Origin of the sequence: Rhodococcus sp. A14 (assembly GCF_011603105.1) — a bacterium.
Taxonomy (GTDB): Bacteria; Actinomycetota; Actinomycetes; order Mycobacteriales; family Mycobacteriaceae; genus Rhodococcus_F; species Rhodococcus_F opacus.
The window spans coordinates 1-14,073 of record NZ_JAAOQS010000107.1; the positions used below are offsets into that span (position 1 = coordinate 1).

Genomic DNA, 14,073 nt, shown 5'->3' on the forward strand with positions numbered 1-14,073 from the left:
CGTATGGACGAACGTAATGCGCGGGGTGGCGATCCCCCGGTCCTCGTCGTTCCCGTCGGGACATGCCGCGTCGGCGGCGGCGTTCACCACGGGTGTCGCCCTGGAATCGCCCGCGACCGCTGCCGTCGTGGCCCCCCTTGCCGCCGCGGTCGCCTACTCCCGTGTGCACAACGGCGTGCACTGGCCGACCGACGTTGCCGCCGGACTGCTACTCGGCGGGGCCGTCGCGTCGGGCACCCGCCGCTGGTGGGCGGTGCGCACGGAGGAACCGGCAGAGCTGGGCCCCGCCGTCGACGCACCGGCACTTCGGGGCGGTGAAGATCTGCTCGTGGTGGTCAACCCGGAGTCCGGGCCCGACAGTGTCGATCCGAGTGAGGAGATCACAACCGCTCTCCCCAAGGCCGACGTGCGTGCACTCGACACCGCCCGCGATTTCGCCGAACAACTCGACGCCTGGGTGACCGACAGGAAGCCGCGCGCCCTCGGAGTGTGCGGTGGAGACGGGACCGTGGTGGCCGTCGCGTCCGCTGCAGTGCGTCACGCGTTGCCGCTGGCGGTGTTCCCGGGCGGCACGCTCAATCACTTCGCGCGGGATGCCGGCGCCGCCGACATCTCGGATACGGTGAACGCCGTCGAGACCGGGCATGCGGTTCTCGTCGATCAGGCCGTCGTCCACACCGATGTCGAGGAGCCGGCGCCGTTCCTCAACACCGCCAGTCTCGGCGGCTATCCCGACGCGGTGCGACTGCGGGAGAAGTGGCAGCCGCGGTACGGAAAGTGGCCTGCGGCATGTGTGGCGATGATCCGGATTCTCTCCGCCGCAACACCGCTCGCCGTCACCATCGACGGCAGGCCCGTGAAAGTCTGGATGCTGTTCGTGGGGAACGGTCGGTATTCCCCCGGCGATCAGGTTCCGATGTCGCGTCCCGCCATCACCGGCGGACTGCTCGACGTCCGGTACGTGCGGGCCGACCGGCGAGCGTCCCGGCCGCGGCTGCTGTTCGCTGCCGCCACCGGGACGCTCGGAAGCAGCCGGGTGTACGTGCGATCCCTCGTGCCCCGGCTCACCGTCCGCGTGGACGGCTCGCCGGTTGCACTGGCCACCGACGGTGAAGTGGTCGCCGACGCCCTGAGGTTCGACTTCCGGACGGTGCCCGAAGCGATCGCGGTGTACCGGCCTCAGTCCTGAGCGTCGGCCGGCTTCGTCTCGGTGTCCGGCTTCGACTCCGGAGCGGGCTCCGAGGCGGCCGCAGGCGCTGCGGGGATCAGCTGTTCGAGCGCGGATCCGGTTATTCGCCGGAACGCGCGGCGCGGCCGGGACTGGTCGAGCACGGCCACCTCGAGGCTGGCCATGTCGACGTTCCGCTTCTCGCCTTCCCCGGCACCGCCCTGACGCAGGGCGTTGACCGCGATGCCGACCGCCGCCTCGAGATCGAGGTCGGCACGGTACGACTCGCGCATGGCGGTCGCGATCGGCTCGGTAGTGCCACCCATCACGACGAAATGCTGTTCGTCGACGATGGATCCGTCGTAGGTGATGCGGTACAGCTGGGGCGCCTTCGGGCTGCCCACGCGTCCGACCTCCGCGACGCAGATCTCCACCTCGTACGGCTTGGGCTGCTCGGTGAAAATCGTGCCGAGGGTCTGCGCGTACGCGTTGGCCAGCGACCTGCCCGTCACGTCTCGGCGGTCGTAGGAGTAGCCGCGCATGTCGGCGTGGACGATCCCGGCGCGCCGCAGGTTCTCGAACTCGTTGTACTTGCCGACCGCTGCGAAGCCGAGTCGGTCGTACAGTTCGCTGACCTTGTGCAGCGCGGTGGAGGGATTCTCCGCGACGAACAGCACGCCGTCGCGGAACGTGAGCACCACGACGCTGCGTCCGCGGGCAATTCCCTTGCGCGCCAGTTCCGAGCGGTCCCGCATGATCTGCTCGGCGGACGCGTAATACGGCATGGTCATCGCCCAGACCCCCCTTCTTCGGTGCGCTCGGCGACGATGCGCCGAGCCAACTCGGACGTCGTCTCCTCGGACACGTGCACGGCACCGGCCTGGGTGATCGTGACCGCGGTCGGGTAGATGCCGCGGGTCAGGTCGGGCCCGCCGGTGGCCGAGTCGTCGTCGGCCGCGTCGTACAGCGATTCGATGGCCGCCCGCAGGGCGGTCTCCTCGTCGCTGTCCGGCGAGTAGATCTTCTTCAGTGCCGACTTCGCGAACAACGATCCCGAACCGACCGCGTGGTATCCGGCGCGTTCCTCGTACCGGCCGCCGACGACGTCGTACGAGACGATGCGGCCCGCCCGGGCCTCGTCGTCCGCGTCGAGGTCGTAGCCGACGAGCAGCGGGACCACTGCGAGACCCTGCATCGCCGCCCCGAGGTTGCCCCGGACCATCGACGCCAGGCGGTTGGCCTTGCCGTCGAAGGTCAGCTGAACGCCCTCGATCTTCTCGTAGTGCTCGAGTTCGACGGCGAACAGGCGGACCAGTTCGATGGCGATCCCCGCGGTGCCGGCGATACCGGCCGCCGAATATTCGTCGGTGACGTACACCTTCTCGACGTCCCGGCTGGCGATCAGGTTGCCCTGGGTCGCGCGCCGGTCGCCGGCGAGCAGGACGCCACCCTTGTAGGTGAGCGCCACGATCGTCGTTCCGTGCGGCGCGAGATCACCGCTGTCCATCCCGTCACCACCCCGTGTCGAGTGCGAACGATGGCCGATCCGATTCTCCGGCAGCAATTCTGGTGCGTGACCACGCAGATACTCGGTGAACGAGCTCAGATTCGAACCGAAACTGAGCTTCGTGTCACCGTCGCCTGTCCGCAATGCCGGTCGATCCGCCGTCACTGGCCGCCCTTCTGGACATAGGCCCGGACGAAGTCTTCGGCGTTCTCCTCGAGCACGTCGTCGATCTCGTCGAGCAGGTCGTCGGTGTCCTCGGCCAGCTTTTCGCGACGTTCCTGACCCGCGGCACCGTCACCGCCGGGGGTGTCGTCCTCGTCGCCGCCACCAGTACGTTTGGTCTGCTCTTGTGCCATCGCAGCCGACCTCCTTGTGTGAAGGGAGCTCTTCTTCCGAGCGTCCTGTCCTGCCAAGCAGTCTGACTACATCATCCGCTCGGACCTTCACCCTACCGAGCGGCGCCGCCGCACGTGTGCCGACGCGACGGCGAGTTCGGGGCAGATCCGTCCGCGACCGGTCGACGGGTCAGTTCGTGAGCTCGTCGACGAGTTCTTTCGCGGTCTCCACCGACTCCAGCAACTCCCCCACGTGCGCCTTGCTGCCCCGCAACGGCTCGAGGGTGGGGATACGGACCAGGGAGTCGCCACCGAGATCGAAGATCACCGAATCCCAGCTCGCGGCCGCGATGTCGGCGCCGAACTTGCGCAGGCACTCACCCCGGAAGTAGGCGCGGGTATCGGTGGGCGGGGTGTCGACGGCGTCGAGCACGGCCTGCTCCGAGACGAGGCGTTCCATCGACCCGCGGGCGACGAGCCGGTTGTAGAGCCCTTTGTCCAGGCGCACGTCCGAGTACTGCAGGTCGACGAGATGCAGTCGCGGTGCGGACCAGTTGAGGCCCTCCCGGTTCCGGAAACCCTCGAGCAGACGCAGCTTGGCCGGCCAGTCCAGCAGGTGAGCGCACTCCATCGGATCCCGCTCGAGGAGGTCGAGCACCATCGCCCACTTCTCCATCAGATCGGCGACGCGAGGGTCGTCGTTGCCCTCGGCGGACATGAACTTGTCGACTCGGTCCAGGTAGATCCGCTGCAAGGCAAGCCCGGTCAGTTCCCGGCCGTCGGCCAGCGCGACCGTGGCGCGCAGCGTCGGGTCGTGGCTGATGTGGTGCACGGCGGTCACCGGGCGGGCCAGCTGCAGGTCGGTGAGGTCGACGCCGGCCTCGATGAGATCGAGGACCAGAGCCGTCGTCCCGACCTTCAGGTACGTCGACATCTCGGCGAGGTTCGCGTCGCCGATGATGACGTGCAGACGCCGGTACTTGTCCGCGTCCGCGTGGGGTTCGTCGCGGGTGTTGATGATGCCGCGCTTGAGTGTCGTCTCGAGCCCGACCTCCACCTCGATGTAGTCGGCCCGCTGCGACAGCTGGAAACCGGCCTCGTCACCGGACTGGCCGATGCCCACCCGGCCCGACCCGCAGATCACCTGACGGGACGCGAAGAACGGCGTCAACCCGTTGATCACCGCGGAGAACGGCGTGGCCCGGGACATCAGGTAGTTCTCGTGGGTGCCGTACGACGCCCCCTTGCCGTCCACGTTGTTCTTGTACAGCTGCAGTCGCGGGGCGCCGGGGACGCTCGACGCGTGCCGGGCGGCCGCCTCCATCACCCGTTCGCCGGCCTTGTCCCAGATGACGGCGTCCAGGGGGTCGGTGACCTCCGGGGCCGAGTACTCGGGGTGCGCGTGATCGACGTAGAGCCGGGCGCCGTTGGTGAGGATCATGTTGGCCGCGCCGACCTCGTCGGCGTCGATCACCGGCGCCGGGCCGCTCAGCCGGCCCAGGTCGAACCCGCGGGCATCCCGGAGCGGGGATTCCACCTCGTAGTCCCATCGGGTGCGCTTGGCGCGCGGCACTCCCGCTGCCGCCGCATAGGCCAGCACCGCCTGGGTGGACGTCAAGATCGGATTGGCCGAAGGCTCGCTGGGTGAGGAGATTCCGTACTCGACTTCGACACCGATGATCCGCTGCATGCTGCCGAGCCTATGCGATCACCCACGCCACCCGGTGGCACACTCCTGCTACGCGAGCCGTCCGCTCCCGGCGGCTAGTCCGGCGAGCACTCCAGGTACTCGTCCGCCGAGATCGCCCGGAGCACCGTGCGGACCCCGGCGGGAGCCCAGGAGTGGGTGCTGTCGGTGACGATCCTCGGGCCCGTCAGGTGCACCGTCCGGCGGCGCGTCACGATGGTGCATCCGCCCGCCGCCACCACGTTTCGCACCCAGTCGCTCTGCGCACCGTAAGTCAGCGCGAACCGGTAGCGGCCGTCCACGACGAACACGTTGACGGGTGTGCGATACGTCTTGCCCGACCTGCGGCCCCGGTGCTCGACCATGGCGAAACCGGGCAGGATCGTCGCGACGTGCCGGCTCACCTGATTGGTGACGACCCGGTTGAACCGGGCGATCGAACGCGGCAACGCCATGACCTCTCACCCCTTCGGCACGGGAACGAGCACCCGACCTCGACAGTACCGAGGTCCACCGGGGGGCTGGCAGGATCGACACATGGATTCCGCACCGAACACCCCACCCGGCACGGACGAAGTGGTGGCGGTGTTCGACAGTGCGGGACGACCGGTGGGGTCCGCCGCGCGTTCCCGCGTCTACGCCGAGGGGTTGTGGCACGCGAGCGCCGGCGTCCTCGTCCGATCCGGGGACGGGAAGCGCCTCTACGTGCACCGACGCTCGGACACGAAGACGGTGTTCGCCGGACATCACGACTGCCTGGCGGGTGGGGTCGTCGATCCCGGGGAAACCCCGGAGGAGGCCGCAGCCCGGGAGTTGGCGGAGGAACTGGGCGTCACCGGAGTGGGCCTCACCCCCATCGCGGCGGTGGCGTGGGACGGGCACTGGCAGGGAATGCGGCTGCGGTGCCACCTGTACGCCTACGAGACCCACTGGGACGGACCCATCGTCCACCAGGCCAGCGAGATCGCGGCGGGCTGGTGGTGGACGCCCCACGAACTGGTGACGCATCTGCGCGACCCGCAGTGGCCGTTCGTGCCGGACACCCGGGCGCTCCTGGAGGACTACCTCGTCACACCGGACCGCTGACACACAGCCGCCTGCGCGGCGGGAACCGTGTTCGAGTTCCCGCCGCGCAGGTGGTACCGAACGGCTTACAGGTACTGGCCGGTGTTGGATTCGGTGTCGATGGCGCGGCTCGCGCTCGCGTTCTTACCGGTGACCAGTGTGCGGATGTAGACGATCCGCTCACCCTTCTTGCCCGAGATCCGGGCCCAGTCGTCGGGGTTGGTGGTGTTCGGCAGGTCCTCGTTCTCCGAGAACTCGTCGACGATAGAGTCGAACAGGTGCTGGACCCGCAGGCCCGGGGCACCGGTGTCGAGCACCGACTTGATCGCGTACTTCTTGGCGCGGTCGACGATGTTCTGGATCATCGCGCCGGAATTGAAGTCCTTGAAGTACAGGACCTCCTTGTCGCCGTTGGCGTACGTGACCTCGAGGAAGCGGTTCTCCTCGCTCTCGGCGTACATGCGGTCGACGACCCGTTCGATCATCACCCGGATGCAGGCCGTGCGGTCGCCGCCGAACTCCGCGATGTCGTCGCTGTGCACCGGCAGCGTCTCGACGAGGTACTTCGAGAAGATGTCCTGCGCCGACTCCGCGTCGGGGCGTTCGATCTTGATCTTCACGTCGAGGCGGCCGGGACGCAGGATCGCGGGGTCGATCATGTCCTCGCGGTTCGACGCGCCGATCACGATGACGTTCTCGAGTCCCTCGACGCCGTCGATCTCACTGAGCAGCTGAGGCACGACGGTGGTCTCGACGTCGGAGGAGACACCCGACCCACGGGTACGGAAGATCGAATCCATCTCGTCGAAGAACACGATCACCGGGGTGCCCTCGGACGCCTTCTCCCGGGCCCGCTGGAAGATCAGCCGAATGTGCCGCTCGGTCTCGCCGACGAACTTGTTCAGCAGCTCGGGGCCCTTGATGTTGAGGAAGTAGGACTTGGCTTCCTTGCTGTCCTGACCCCGGGCCTCCGCGATCTTCTTCGCGAGCGAGTTGGCGACCGCCTTGGCGATGAGCGTCTTACCGCACCCGGGCGGACCGTAGAGGAGCACACCCTTCGGTGGCCGCAGCTCGTATTCGTGGAACAGGTCCTTGTGGAGGAACGGCAACTCGACGGCGTCACGGATCTGCTCGATCTGCCGTCCGAGGCCGCCGATGTCGTCGTAGTGCACGTCGGGAACCTCTTCGAGGACCAGATCCTCGACCTCGGCCTTGGGGATCCGCTCGAACGCGTACCCGGCCTTGGTGTCGACGAGGAGGGAGTCGCCCGGCCGAAGTTTGCGGGTGGGCGATTCCGCGTCGTACGCGATCGACTCCCTCTCGCTCTCCTCGAAGACGGTCGCGAGGGGTTCGGCCAGCCACACGATCCGTTCCTCGTCGGCGTGGCCGACCACGAGGGCGCGCTGACCGTCGTCGAGGACCTCGCGCAACGTGCTGATCTCACCCACACGCTCGAAGTTGCCCGCTTCCACGATCGTGAGCGCCTCGTTGAGGCGCACGGTCTGGCCGAGCTTGAGGGTCTCGGCGTCGACGTTCGGGGAGCAGGTCAACCGCATCTTGCGTCCGGAGGTGAACACGTCCACGGTCTGATCGTCGTGCACTCCGAGCAGCACGCCGTACCCGCTCGGCGGCTGGCCGAGGCGATCGACTTCTTCTCGAAGGGCGATGAGCTGCTGACGGGCCTCCTTGAGGGTGTCCATCAGCTTGGTGTTCCGGATGGACAGCGAGTCCACTCGCGATTCCATCTCACGAAGCTGTTCCGGCGACTCCGCGAGCTGCCTGCGCAGTGCCGACGCCTCTGCGCGCAACGCCTCGAGCTCTCGTGCGGCCGCAACCGAATCGGGGTTCTCTGTCGAGCTCATGTGCGTCTCCTCCCAATGAGATCTATCAACGCTACCGGCACTGCCCGAATTCTGCGCCGTGACACGGATTCTGCCGATTGCGAATCGGCATACGTGACGCCCTGGGCCACCGAACCTCTCATGTTAGCCTTACCTACCTGTCGAGCAGTTTCTCTCTGTTCTGTGTAACGAAAGGGTTCGTCGTGATAATCCGCAAGCCCCTGAACGGAACATCTTTCATCGGTAGGTCCGTGGTTGCCGTGGGCGCGGTGGTCCTCGCGCTCGGGATGTCGGCCTGCTCGTCCGACGACGCGTCCGACACCGCGGCGACGACGTCCGCGGCCACGTCGTCCGCGGCGAGCGAGGCGATTGCCGCCCCCACGTCGGACGAACTGCTCGGTACGCTCCAGGTCCTCGTGGACCCCGCCCGACCGGTCGACGAGAAGACCGTCGTGGTCGTCGACGGCGACGAACGCCGCCCGAATCTCGAGGCCATGACGGCGGCCATGGCCAACTACCCGGTGTCCTTCACGGTCACGGATGTGCAGGTAGAGGGCGATACCGCGACGGCGAACGTCGCGATCGTCAGCCCGCACGGCACGGCCGCTCCGACCGCGTGGACGTGGCAGAACGTCGACGGCACCTGGAAGGTGTCGGACGAGAGCACGTGCACCCTGCTGGGCATGGCACGCGCCGGCTGCTAGTTTTCCCTTCTTCGGCGGCGTCCTGTCCGGGCGCCGCCGAAGGCGTGTCTCAGCCCTTGCCCGACCGGCGCTGCGGCTTGGGGGTGACGGTTCCCTCGGCCAGACGCCGGGCACTCACCAGGAACGCGGTGTGGCCCTGCATCCGGTGTTCCGGGCGCACGGCGAGCCCGACGACGTGCCACCCGCGGACGATCGATTCCCAGGACCGCGGCTCGGTCCAGCACTCCTGCTCGCGCATCGCCTCGACCACCTTCGAGAGCTGCGTCACAGTGGCGACGTAGACGATGAGCACACCGCCGGGAACCAGCGCCTTGGACACCGCGGGCAGCGCGTCCCAGGGGGCGAGCATGTCGAGGACCACCCGGTCGACCTGACCGCCCGCAGCCTCGGCGTCGAACTCGGCGACGTCGGCGATGGTCAGGTCCCAGTTCTCGGGGCGTTCCCCGAAGAACGTCTCGACGTTCCGGACCGCGTGTTCGGCGTGGTCGTCGCGCACCTCGTACGAGATGACCCGGCCTTCCGGTCCGACCGCCCGCAGCAGTGAGCACGTCAGCGCGCCCGAGCCGGCGCCGGCCTCGAGCACGCGGGCGCCGGGGAAGACGTCACCCTCGTGGACGATCTGCGCGGCGTCCTTCGGGTAGATGACCTGCGCCCCACGGGGCATCGACAGGACGTAGTCGACGAGCAGCGGTCGCAGCGCGAGGTACGGGGTGCCGTTGGTCGACTTGACCACGCTGCCCTCGTCGGTGCCGATCAGGTCGTCGTGCAGGATGCCGCCGCGGTGGGTGTGGAACTCCTTGCCGGCCTCCAGGTTGACCGTGTAGTGCCGGCCCTTGGCGTCCGTCAACTGGACGCGATCGCCCACCCGAAACGGTCCGCTCGGTCGCGTTTCGCGTCCCACCATCTTCACCGACTCCTCAGCCTGTTCGTCCGGCGCCGTCCGACGCCCACACCGCGCCCCGACTCGACTGTCGGACCGGGGGCCTACCCTGCCAGGTGTGAGCATCTCAGAGTCGCCAGCCCCCGTCACACACGGTTCCCCGTCACAACCCGGCGACACTTCGGCCACCCGCAGGCGCCCCGCCCTGTCACCGTCCCGTGCCGGCGACTTCAAGCAGTGCCCGCTCCTCTACCGTTTCCGCGCGGTCGACCGGCTCCCCGAGGCGCCGTCGCGCGCGCAGGTGAAGGGCACGGTCGTGCACGCCGCACTGGAGACCCTGTTCGGGCTGCCCGCGGCCGAACGCGTTCCGCAGAAGGCGGTCGATCTGGTCCTCCCGTCGTGGGAGCGCATTCTCGCCGAAGCCCCCGACCTGATCGACCTGGTCCCCGAGGACCAACGCGACACGTTCCTCGACGAGGCGCGGTCCCTCGTCACCGCGTATTACGAGCTCGAGGACCCCACCCGGTTCGAGGCCGAATCGTGCGAACAGCGCGTCGAGACCGAACTCGCCGACGGGGTGCTGCTCCGCGGATTCGTCGACCGCATCGACGTCGCCCCCACCGGGGAGGTGCGGGTGGTCGACTACAAGACCGGCCGTGCACCACGCGAGATGTCCGAGTCCAAGGCACTGTTCCAGATGAAGTTCTACGCGCTGGTCCTGCTGCGCACCCGCGGCATCGTCCCCGCGCAGTTGCGGCTGCTGTACCTCGCGTCCGGCACGGTCCTCACCTACGCACCCGACGAGGACGAACTGCTGCGGTTCGAGCGCACGCTGTCGGCGATCTGGAAGGCCATCCTGGCGGCCGGGGTCACCGGCGATTTCCGACCCAAGCCGAGCCGGCTCTGCGACTGGTGTGATCATAAGTCCCTGTGCCCCTCGTTCGACGGAACGCCGCCTCCCTACCCGGGATGGCCGGAGGGGCCCGCAGAAGACGCACCGGGTTTCGAGGAGATTGTCGAATGAGTTCCGAGTCCTATTACGTACCACTCGGTTCGGAAGCACTGAGTGCGCCGGAAGTGGGCTCGGACCAGAAGATCACCGTCGAGCGGTTCGACAGCACGGATCTGACGATCAGTGTGTGGGCCGAGACGATGCAGCACGGCGCTCCCCCGTCCGCGCTGCTCGTGCGGGCACTCGAGCGCTGCGCCCCACGCGACGACGTGCGTCTCACGCGGGTCGTGGTCGAGATCCTCGGTCCCATCCCGATCGCCGAACTCGAGGTCCGGTCCTGGGTGCAGCGACCGGGACGCCGGGTGGAGCTGGTGGTCGCCGAATTGTGGACCGTCGGCGACCGGCCCCGTGCCGTCGCGCGGGGCTCGGCGTGGCGGATGGAGACCGTCGACACCAGCGACGCCGTCCACGTCGTCGACCCGCCACTCGAACCGCGGTCCACCGGCCGGGACGGCAAGTTCGGCGAGGTCTGGAATTCGGGCTACCTGACGACCCTCGACTGGCGGTGGATCGCCGAGATGGGATGCGAGGGCCCGGGCAAGCTGTGGGCGAAGCCGCGGCCCGCACTGGTTCTCGGCGAGACCATGACGCCGCTCGAGCGGCTGTTCTCCATCGCGGACATCGCGAACGGTGTGGGATCGAAACTCGACCCGGCAGACTGGACGTTCCTCAACACCGACCTCACCGTGCACATCTTCCGGGTCCCCGAGGGCGACTGGGTGGGGGTCAGCTCCGAAACCTCCATCGGACCCGACGGAGTGGGCATGTGCGCGGGCGTGCTCTACGACGAGACCGGCGCCGTCGGCCGGATCGCCCAGACCGTACAGGTCCGCGCCCGCCCCTGAGCGGAGCGGGCGCGGATCGTGTTGCGGGCGGAGCGGGCGCGGATCGTGTTGCGGCAGAACGAGATCAGAGTGCGCGGCAGGACCGGATGTTGGACGCGAGGATGGCCTTGGCGCCGAGGTCCGCGAGTTCGTCCATGACTCCGTTGTGGCCCTTGATCGGCACCATCGCCCGGACCGCGACCCAGTTCTCGTCGGCGAGCGGCGACAGTGTCGGCGACTCCAGGCCCGGGGTGATCTTCAACGCGTCGTCGAGGATCGTCTTGGGGCAGTCGTAGTCGAGCATCAGGTTCTGCTGCGCGAAGACGATACCGCGCACCCGCTCGACCAGCTGGTTGCGCGCGGAATCGTCGTCGGGCGAACCGGCGCGCTCGATGAGCACGCCTTCGGAATCGCACAGGGTGTCGCCGAACGCGACCAGGTTGTGCTGGCGCAGCGTGCGGCCGGAGCCGACGACGTCGGCGATGGCGTCGGCGACGCCGAGCTGGATCGAGATCTCCACGGCGCCGTCGAGGCGGATGACCGAGGCGTCGATGCCGCGTGCGGACAGGTCGTCGCGCACCAGGTTGGGGTAGGACGTGGCGATCCGGAGTCCGGCGAGGTCCTCGACCGACCAGTCCTTGCCCGCGGGGGCGGCGTACCGGAACGTGGAACGGCCGAAGCCGAGCGACAGCCGTTCGGAGACGGAGGCCCCCGAGTCGCGGGCGAGGTCGCGGCCGGTGATGCCGAGATCGAGTTCACCGGATCCGACGTAGATCGCGATGTCCTTGGGGCGCAGGAAGAAGAACTCGACCTGATTGGACGGGTCGAGGACGGTCAGGTCACGGGAGTCGGTGCGACGGCGGTAGCCGGCCTCGCTGAGGATTTCGGCGGCGGACTCGGACAGCGAGCCCTTGTTGGGGACTGCGACGCGCAGCATGGCTGAGGGTTCCTTTCGGGAGCGGGTGGAGGAGTCTCGATCACCGATCACAGATGTCGGTAGACGTCCTCGAGCTTCAGGCCCTTACCCACCATCAGCACCTGCGTCCAGTACAGCAGCTGAGAGATCTCCTCGGCGAGTGCCTCGTCGCTCTCGTGCTCGGCGGCGATCCACACCTCACCCGCCTCTTCGAGGATCTTCTTTCCCTGCGAATGGACGCCGGCGTCCAAGGCGGCAACGGTGCCGGACCCCTCGGGGCGGGTAGCGGCACGCTCGGTCAGCTCGGCGAACAGGGATTCGAAGGTCTTCACGAGGACCCATTGTTTCACGCCGCCGCGGACCTCTCCGAACCGGTCACCACCCGAGTGTGCGGCGACTCTCGAACCGGCGGACCTCGCCCGAACGGGGGTCGGTGAACTCGATGGCCCGCGCCAGCAACCGCAGCGGCGTCGAGAAGTCGCCGGGCTCGGACCGGCGGAAGTCCGGGTAGTAGTTGTCGCCCTCGATCGGCAGCCCCAGCGACGACATGTGCAACCGCAGTTGGTGCGTCCGGCCGGTCTTCGGCAGCAGCCGGTACCGCGCGCGGCCGTCTCGGGTCTCGATCAGCTCGACTACGGTCTCGCTGTTCGGTTCTCCCGGTTCCTCCGTGGCCGTCATGATCCCGTGTTCCTTGACGATGCGGCTGCGGATGGTCCGCGGAAACGCGAGCGTCGGATCGTGTCCGGCGACGGCCTCGTATTCCTTGGTGACCTGCTGGGAGACGAACAGTTCCTGATACGGTCTGCGGTCTTCCGGCCTGATCAGGAACACCAGGACGCCGGCCGTCATCCGGTCGAGCCGGTGGGCCGGTGTGAGGTCGGGCAGGTCGAGCGCCCTCCGCAGCCGCACCACCGCCGTCTCGGTGATGTGCGCGCCCCGCGGAATGGTCGCGAGGAAATGGGGTTTGTCGATCACCACGAGGTGGTCGTCGCGGTGCAGGACGTCGATCTCGAACGGAACCGGGATCTCGGGTGCGGGGTCGCGGTAGAAGTACACGAAACGGGTCGGGGCATAACGGGTCCCGCGGTCGACCACCCTGCCGTGCTCGTCGACGACTTCCCCGCCGTCGATCAGCGACAGCCAGTGCGCGCGCTCGTCCGGGTACGTCTCGACCAGGAATTCGGCGACCGTCTTCGCGCCGACGCCTGCCGGCATCCGGATGCGGTCGGGACCGAGGCCGTTGCGGACCGGCAGGGGCGCCCCCGCCACCTCAGCCCGCCCGATTCTCGGTGCAGCCGGCGCAGACGAGCACCAGTTCGCGGCCCCGGTCGTCCGGCAGATTCTCGTACCGGGACGTCGGACCCCCGCACGTGCTGCAGCGCCCCAGAGTCTTGGCCTGATCGCTGAACTCGATGTTCATCCGTTTGTCGAAGACGTACAGCGACCCCTCCCACAGGCCCGTGTCACCGAACGCCTCGCCGTAGCGGACGATACCGCCGTCCAGCTGGTAGACCTCGCCGAACCCGCGCGAGCGCATCAGCGAGGACAGGACCTCGCACCGCACTCCCCCAGTGCAGTAGGTGACGACGGCCTTGTCCTTCAGATGGTCGTATTTGCCGCTGTCGAGTTCGTGCACGAACTCGCGCGTGGTGGACACGTCGGGCACGACGGCGTCCCGGAATCGGCCGATCTCCGCCTCGAAACCGTTGCGCCCGTCGAAGAAGACGACGTCGTCACCGCGACCCTCGACCAGGCGGTGCACCTCGTGGGGCGCGAGGTGGGTGCCGCCGCCGACGACACCGTACGCATCCACCTTCAGCTCGCCCGGCGCACCGAACGTCACGATCTCCGATCGCACCTTGACGCTCAGCCGCGGGAAGTCGTCACCGAGCCCGTTCGACCACTTGATGTCGGCGTCCTTGAACGGGGCGTAGCTGCGGGTCCCCTTCACGTACCGCTTGACGTCGTGGATGTCACCGCCGACCGTCGCGTTGATGCCGTGCTCGGAGACGAGGATCCGTCCGGTCAGGTTGTTCGCCTCGGCGAGTGTGTACTGCCACAGCCGTATCGCCTCCGGGTCGGCGAGCGGAGTGAACACGTAGAACAGCACGATTTTCGGGACAGCCACGGGAAA

16 protein-coding genes are annotated in these 14,073 nt (G+C 68.1%); 5 read left to right on the plus strand and 11 right to left on the minus strand.

Annotated features, from left to right (window positions below):
• The coding region (locus tag G9373_RS36350; RefSeq protein WP_167119777.1) for a diacylglycerol kinase family protein at window positions 1-1,189 on the plus strand (1,189 nt) is incomplete at its 5' end.
• On the opposite strand, the gene prcA is transcribed toward G9373_RS36350, so the two are convergent.
• From prcA to G9373_RS36375, 5 genes are all read right to left on the minus strand, one after another.
• On the minus strand, window positions 1,180-1,959 hold the full coding sequence (gene prcA / locus G9373_RS36355; protein WP_005256287.1) for a proteasome subunit alpha: 780 nt from the start codon (window positions 1,957-1,959) through the stop codon (window positions 1,180-1,182). The two genes, G9373_RS36350 and prcA, sit on opposite strands and share 10 nt — an antisense overlap.
• The gene (gene prcB, locus G9373_RS36360) at window positions 1,956-2,840 is read right to left on the minus strand and encodes a proteasome subunit beta (RefSeq protein ID WP_005256288.1); all 885 of its coding nucleotides are present in this window, start codon (window positions 2,838-2,840) and stop codon (window positions 1,956-1,958) included. Before prcB ends, prcA begins: the two co-directional genes overlap by 4 nt.
• On the minus strand, window positions 2,837-3,031 hold the full coding sequence (locus tag G9373_RS36365; protein ID WP_005242990.1) for a ubiquitin-like protein Pup: 195 nt from the start codon (window positions 3,029-3,031) through the stop codon (window positions 2,837-2,839). Before G9373_RS36365 ends, prcB begins: the two co-directional genes overlap by 4 nt.
• Before the next feature lie 169 nt (window positions 3,032-3,200).
• Window positions 3,201-4,700 carry a depupylase/deamidase Dop gene (gene dop, locus G9373_RS36370; RefSeq protein ID WP_005242993.1) on the minus strand — a complete coding sequence of 500 codons (1,500 nt, stop codon included), beginning with the start codon at window positions 4,698-4,700 and terminating at the stop codon, window positions 3,201-3,203.
• 74 nt (window positions 4,701-4,774) lie between these two features.
• A complete protein-coding gene (locus tag G9373_RS36375; protein ID WP_005573978.1) occupies window positions 4,775-5,152 on the minus strand; it encodes a nitroreductase family deazaflavin-dependent oxidoreductase in 378 nt (125 codons plus the stop codon).
• An 82-nt stretch (window positions 5,153-5,234) separates the two neighbouring features.
• On the opposite strand from G9373_RS36375, the gene G9373_RS36380 reads away from it, so the two are divergent.
• Window positions 5,235-5,783 carry an NUDIX domain-containing protein gene (locus tag G9373_RS36380; protein ID WP_005573976.1) on the plus strand — a complete coding sequence of 183 codons (549 nt, stop codon included), beginning with the start codon at window positions 5,235-5,237 and terminating at the stop codon, window positions 5,781-5,783.
• A 65-nt stretch (window positions 5,784-5,848) separates the two neighbouring features.
• On the opposite strand, the gene arc is transcribed toward G9373_RS36380, so the two are convergent.
• Window positions 5,849-7,624, minus strand: a complete 1,776-nt coding sequence (arc, locus tag G9373_RS36385) for a proteasome ATPase (RefSeq protein ID WP_005256296.1) — start codon at window positions 7,622-7,624, stop codon at window positions 5,849-5,851.
• A 182-nt stretch (window positions 7,625-7,806) separates the two neighbouring features.
• Here arc and G9373_RS36390 point away from each other — a divergent pair, with 182 nt between their 5' ends.
• Window positions 7,807-8,307: a hypothetical protein gene (locus G9373_RS36390; protein ID WP_120660745.1), complete on the plus strand. Its 501-nt coding sequence runs from the start codon at window positions 7,807-7,809 to the stop codon at window positions 8,305-8,307.
• Window positions 8,308-8,356: 49 nt separating this feature from the next.
• Here G9373_RS36390 and G9373_RS36395 read toward each other — a convergent pair whose 3' ends face one another.
• Window positions 8,357-9,211, minus strand: a complete 855-nt coding sequence (locus G9373_RS36395; RefSeq protein ID WP_043793627.1) for a tRNA (adenine-N1)-methyltransferase — start codon at window positions 9,209-9,211, stop codon at window positions 8,357-8,359.
• A gap of 94 nt (window positions 9,212-9,305) precedes the next feature.
• Here G9373_RS36395 and G9373_RS36400 point away from each other — a divergent pair, with 94 nt between their 5' ends.
• Window positions 9,306-10,211: a RecB family exonuclease gene (locus tag G9373_RS36400; protein WP_167119780.1), complete on the plus strand. Its 906-nt coding sequence runs from the start codon at window positions 9,306-9,308 to the stop codon at window positions 10,209-10,211.
• Window positions 10,208-11,044, plus strand: coding sequence for a thioesterase family protein (locus G9373_RS36405; protein ID WP_054246576.1), 837 nt, complete (start codon window positions 10,208-10,210; stop codon window positions 11,042-11,044). The genes G9373_RS36400 and G9373_RS36405 overlap by 4 nt, the downstream gene beginning before the upstream one ends.
• A 64-nt stretch (window positions 11,045-11,108) precedes the next feature.
• Here the strand turns inward: G9373_RS36405 and hisG are convergent, their stop codons facing one another.
• Genes hisG through G9373_RS36425 form a run of 4 tightly spaced genes read right to left on the minus strand, consistent with a single transcriptional unit; the run spans window position 11,109 to window position 14,067 of the window.
• Window positions 11,109-11,960, minus strand: a complete 852-nt coding sequence (gene hisG / locus G9373_RS36410; RefSeq protein ID WP_005562927.1) for an ATP phosphoribosyltransferase — start codon at window positions 11,958-11,960, stop codon at window positions 11,109-11,111.
• 47 nt (window positions 11,961-12,007) lie between these two features.
• Window positions 12,008-12,289, minus strand: coding sequence for a phosphoribosyl-ATP diphosphatase (locus G9373_RS36415; RefSeq protein ID WP_009473527.1), 282 nt, complete (start codon window positions 12,287-12,289; stop codon window positions 12,008-12,010).
• Between the two features lie 25 nt (window positions 12,290-12,314).
• Window positions 12,315-13,208, minus strand: coding sequence for a pseudouridine synthase (locus tag G9373_RS36420; RefSeq protein ID WP_005562925.1), 894 nt, complete (start codon window positions 13,206-13,208; stop codon window positions 12,315-12,317).
• A 1-nt stretch (window position 13,209) separates the two neighbouring features.
• The gene (locus G9373_RS36425; protein WP_167119783.1) at window positions 13,210-14,067 is read right to left on the minus strand and encodes a rhodanese-related sulfurtransferase; all 858 of its coding nucleotides are present in this window, start codon (window positions 14,065-14,067) and stop codon (window positions 13,210-13,212) included.
• Window positions 14,068-14,073 lie beyond the last annotated feature (6 nt).

Coding starts and splice junctions, on each gene's coding strand:
- prcA (WP_005256287.1), bottom strand. CDS start 1,959: ATGACCATGCCGTATTACGCGTCCGCCGAGCAGATCATGCGGGACCGC.
- G9373_RS36365 (WP_005242990.1), bottom strand. CDS start 3,031: ATGGCACAAGAGCAGACCAAACGTACTGGTGGCGGCGACGAGGACGAC.
- dop (WP_005242993.1), bottom strand. CDS start 4,700: ATGCAGCGGATCATCGGTGTCGAAGTCGAGTACGGAATCTCCTCACCC.
- G9373_RS36375 (WP_005573978.1), bottom strand. CDS start 5,152: ATGGCGTTGCCGCGTTCGATCGCCCGGTTCAACCGGGTCGTCACCAAT.
- G9373_RS36380 (WP_005573976.1), top strand. CDS start 5,235: ATGGATTCCGCACCGAACACCCCACCCGGCACGGACGAAGTGGTGGCG.
- arc (WP_005256296.1), bottom strand. CDS start 7,624: ATGAGCTCGACAGAGAACCCCGATTCGGTTGCGGCCGCACGAGAGCTC.
- G9373_RS36395 (WP_043793627.1), bottom strand. CDS start 9,211: ATGGTGGGACGCGAAACGCGACCGAGCGGACCGTTTCGGGTGGGCGAT.
- G9373_RS36405 (WP_054246576.1), top strand. CDS start 10,208: ATGAGTTCCGAGTCCTATTACGTACCACTCGGTTCGGAAGCACTGAGT.
- hisG (WP_005562927.1), bottom strand. CDS start 11,960: ATGCTGCGCGTCGCAGTCCCCAACAAGGGCTCGCTGTCCGAGTCCGCC.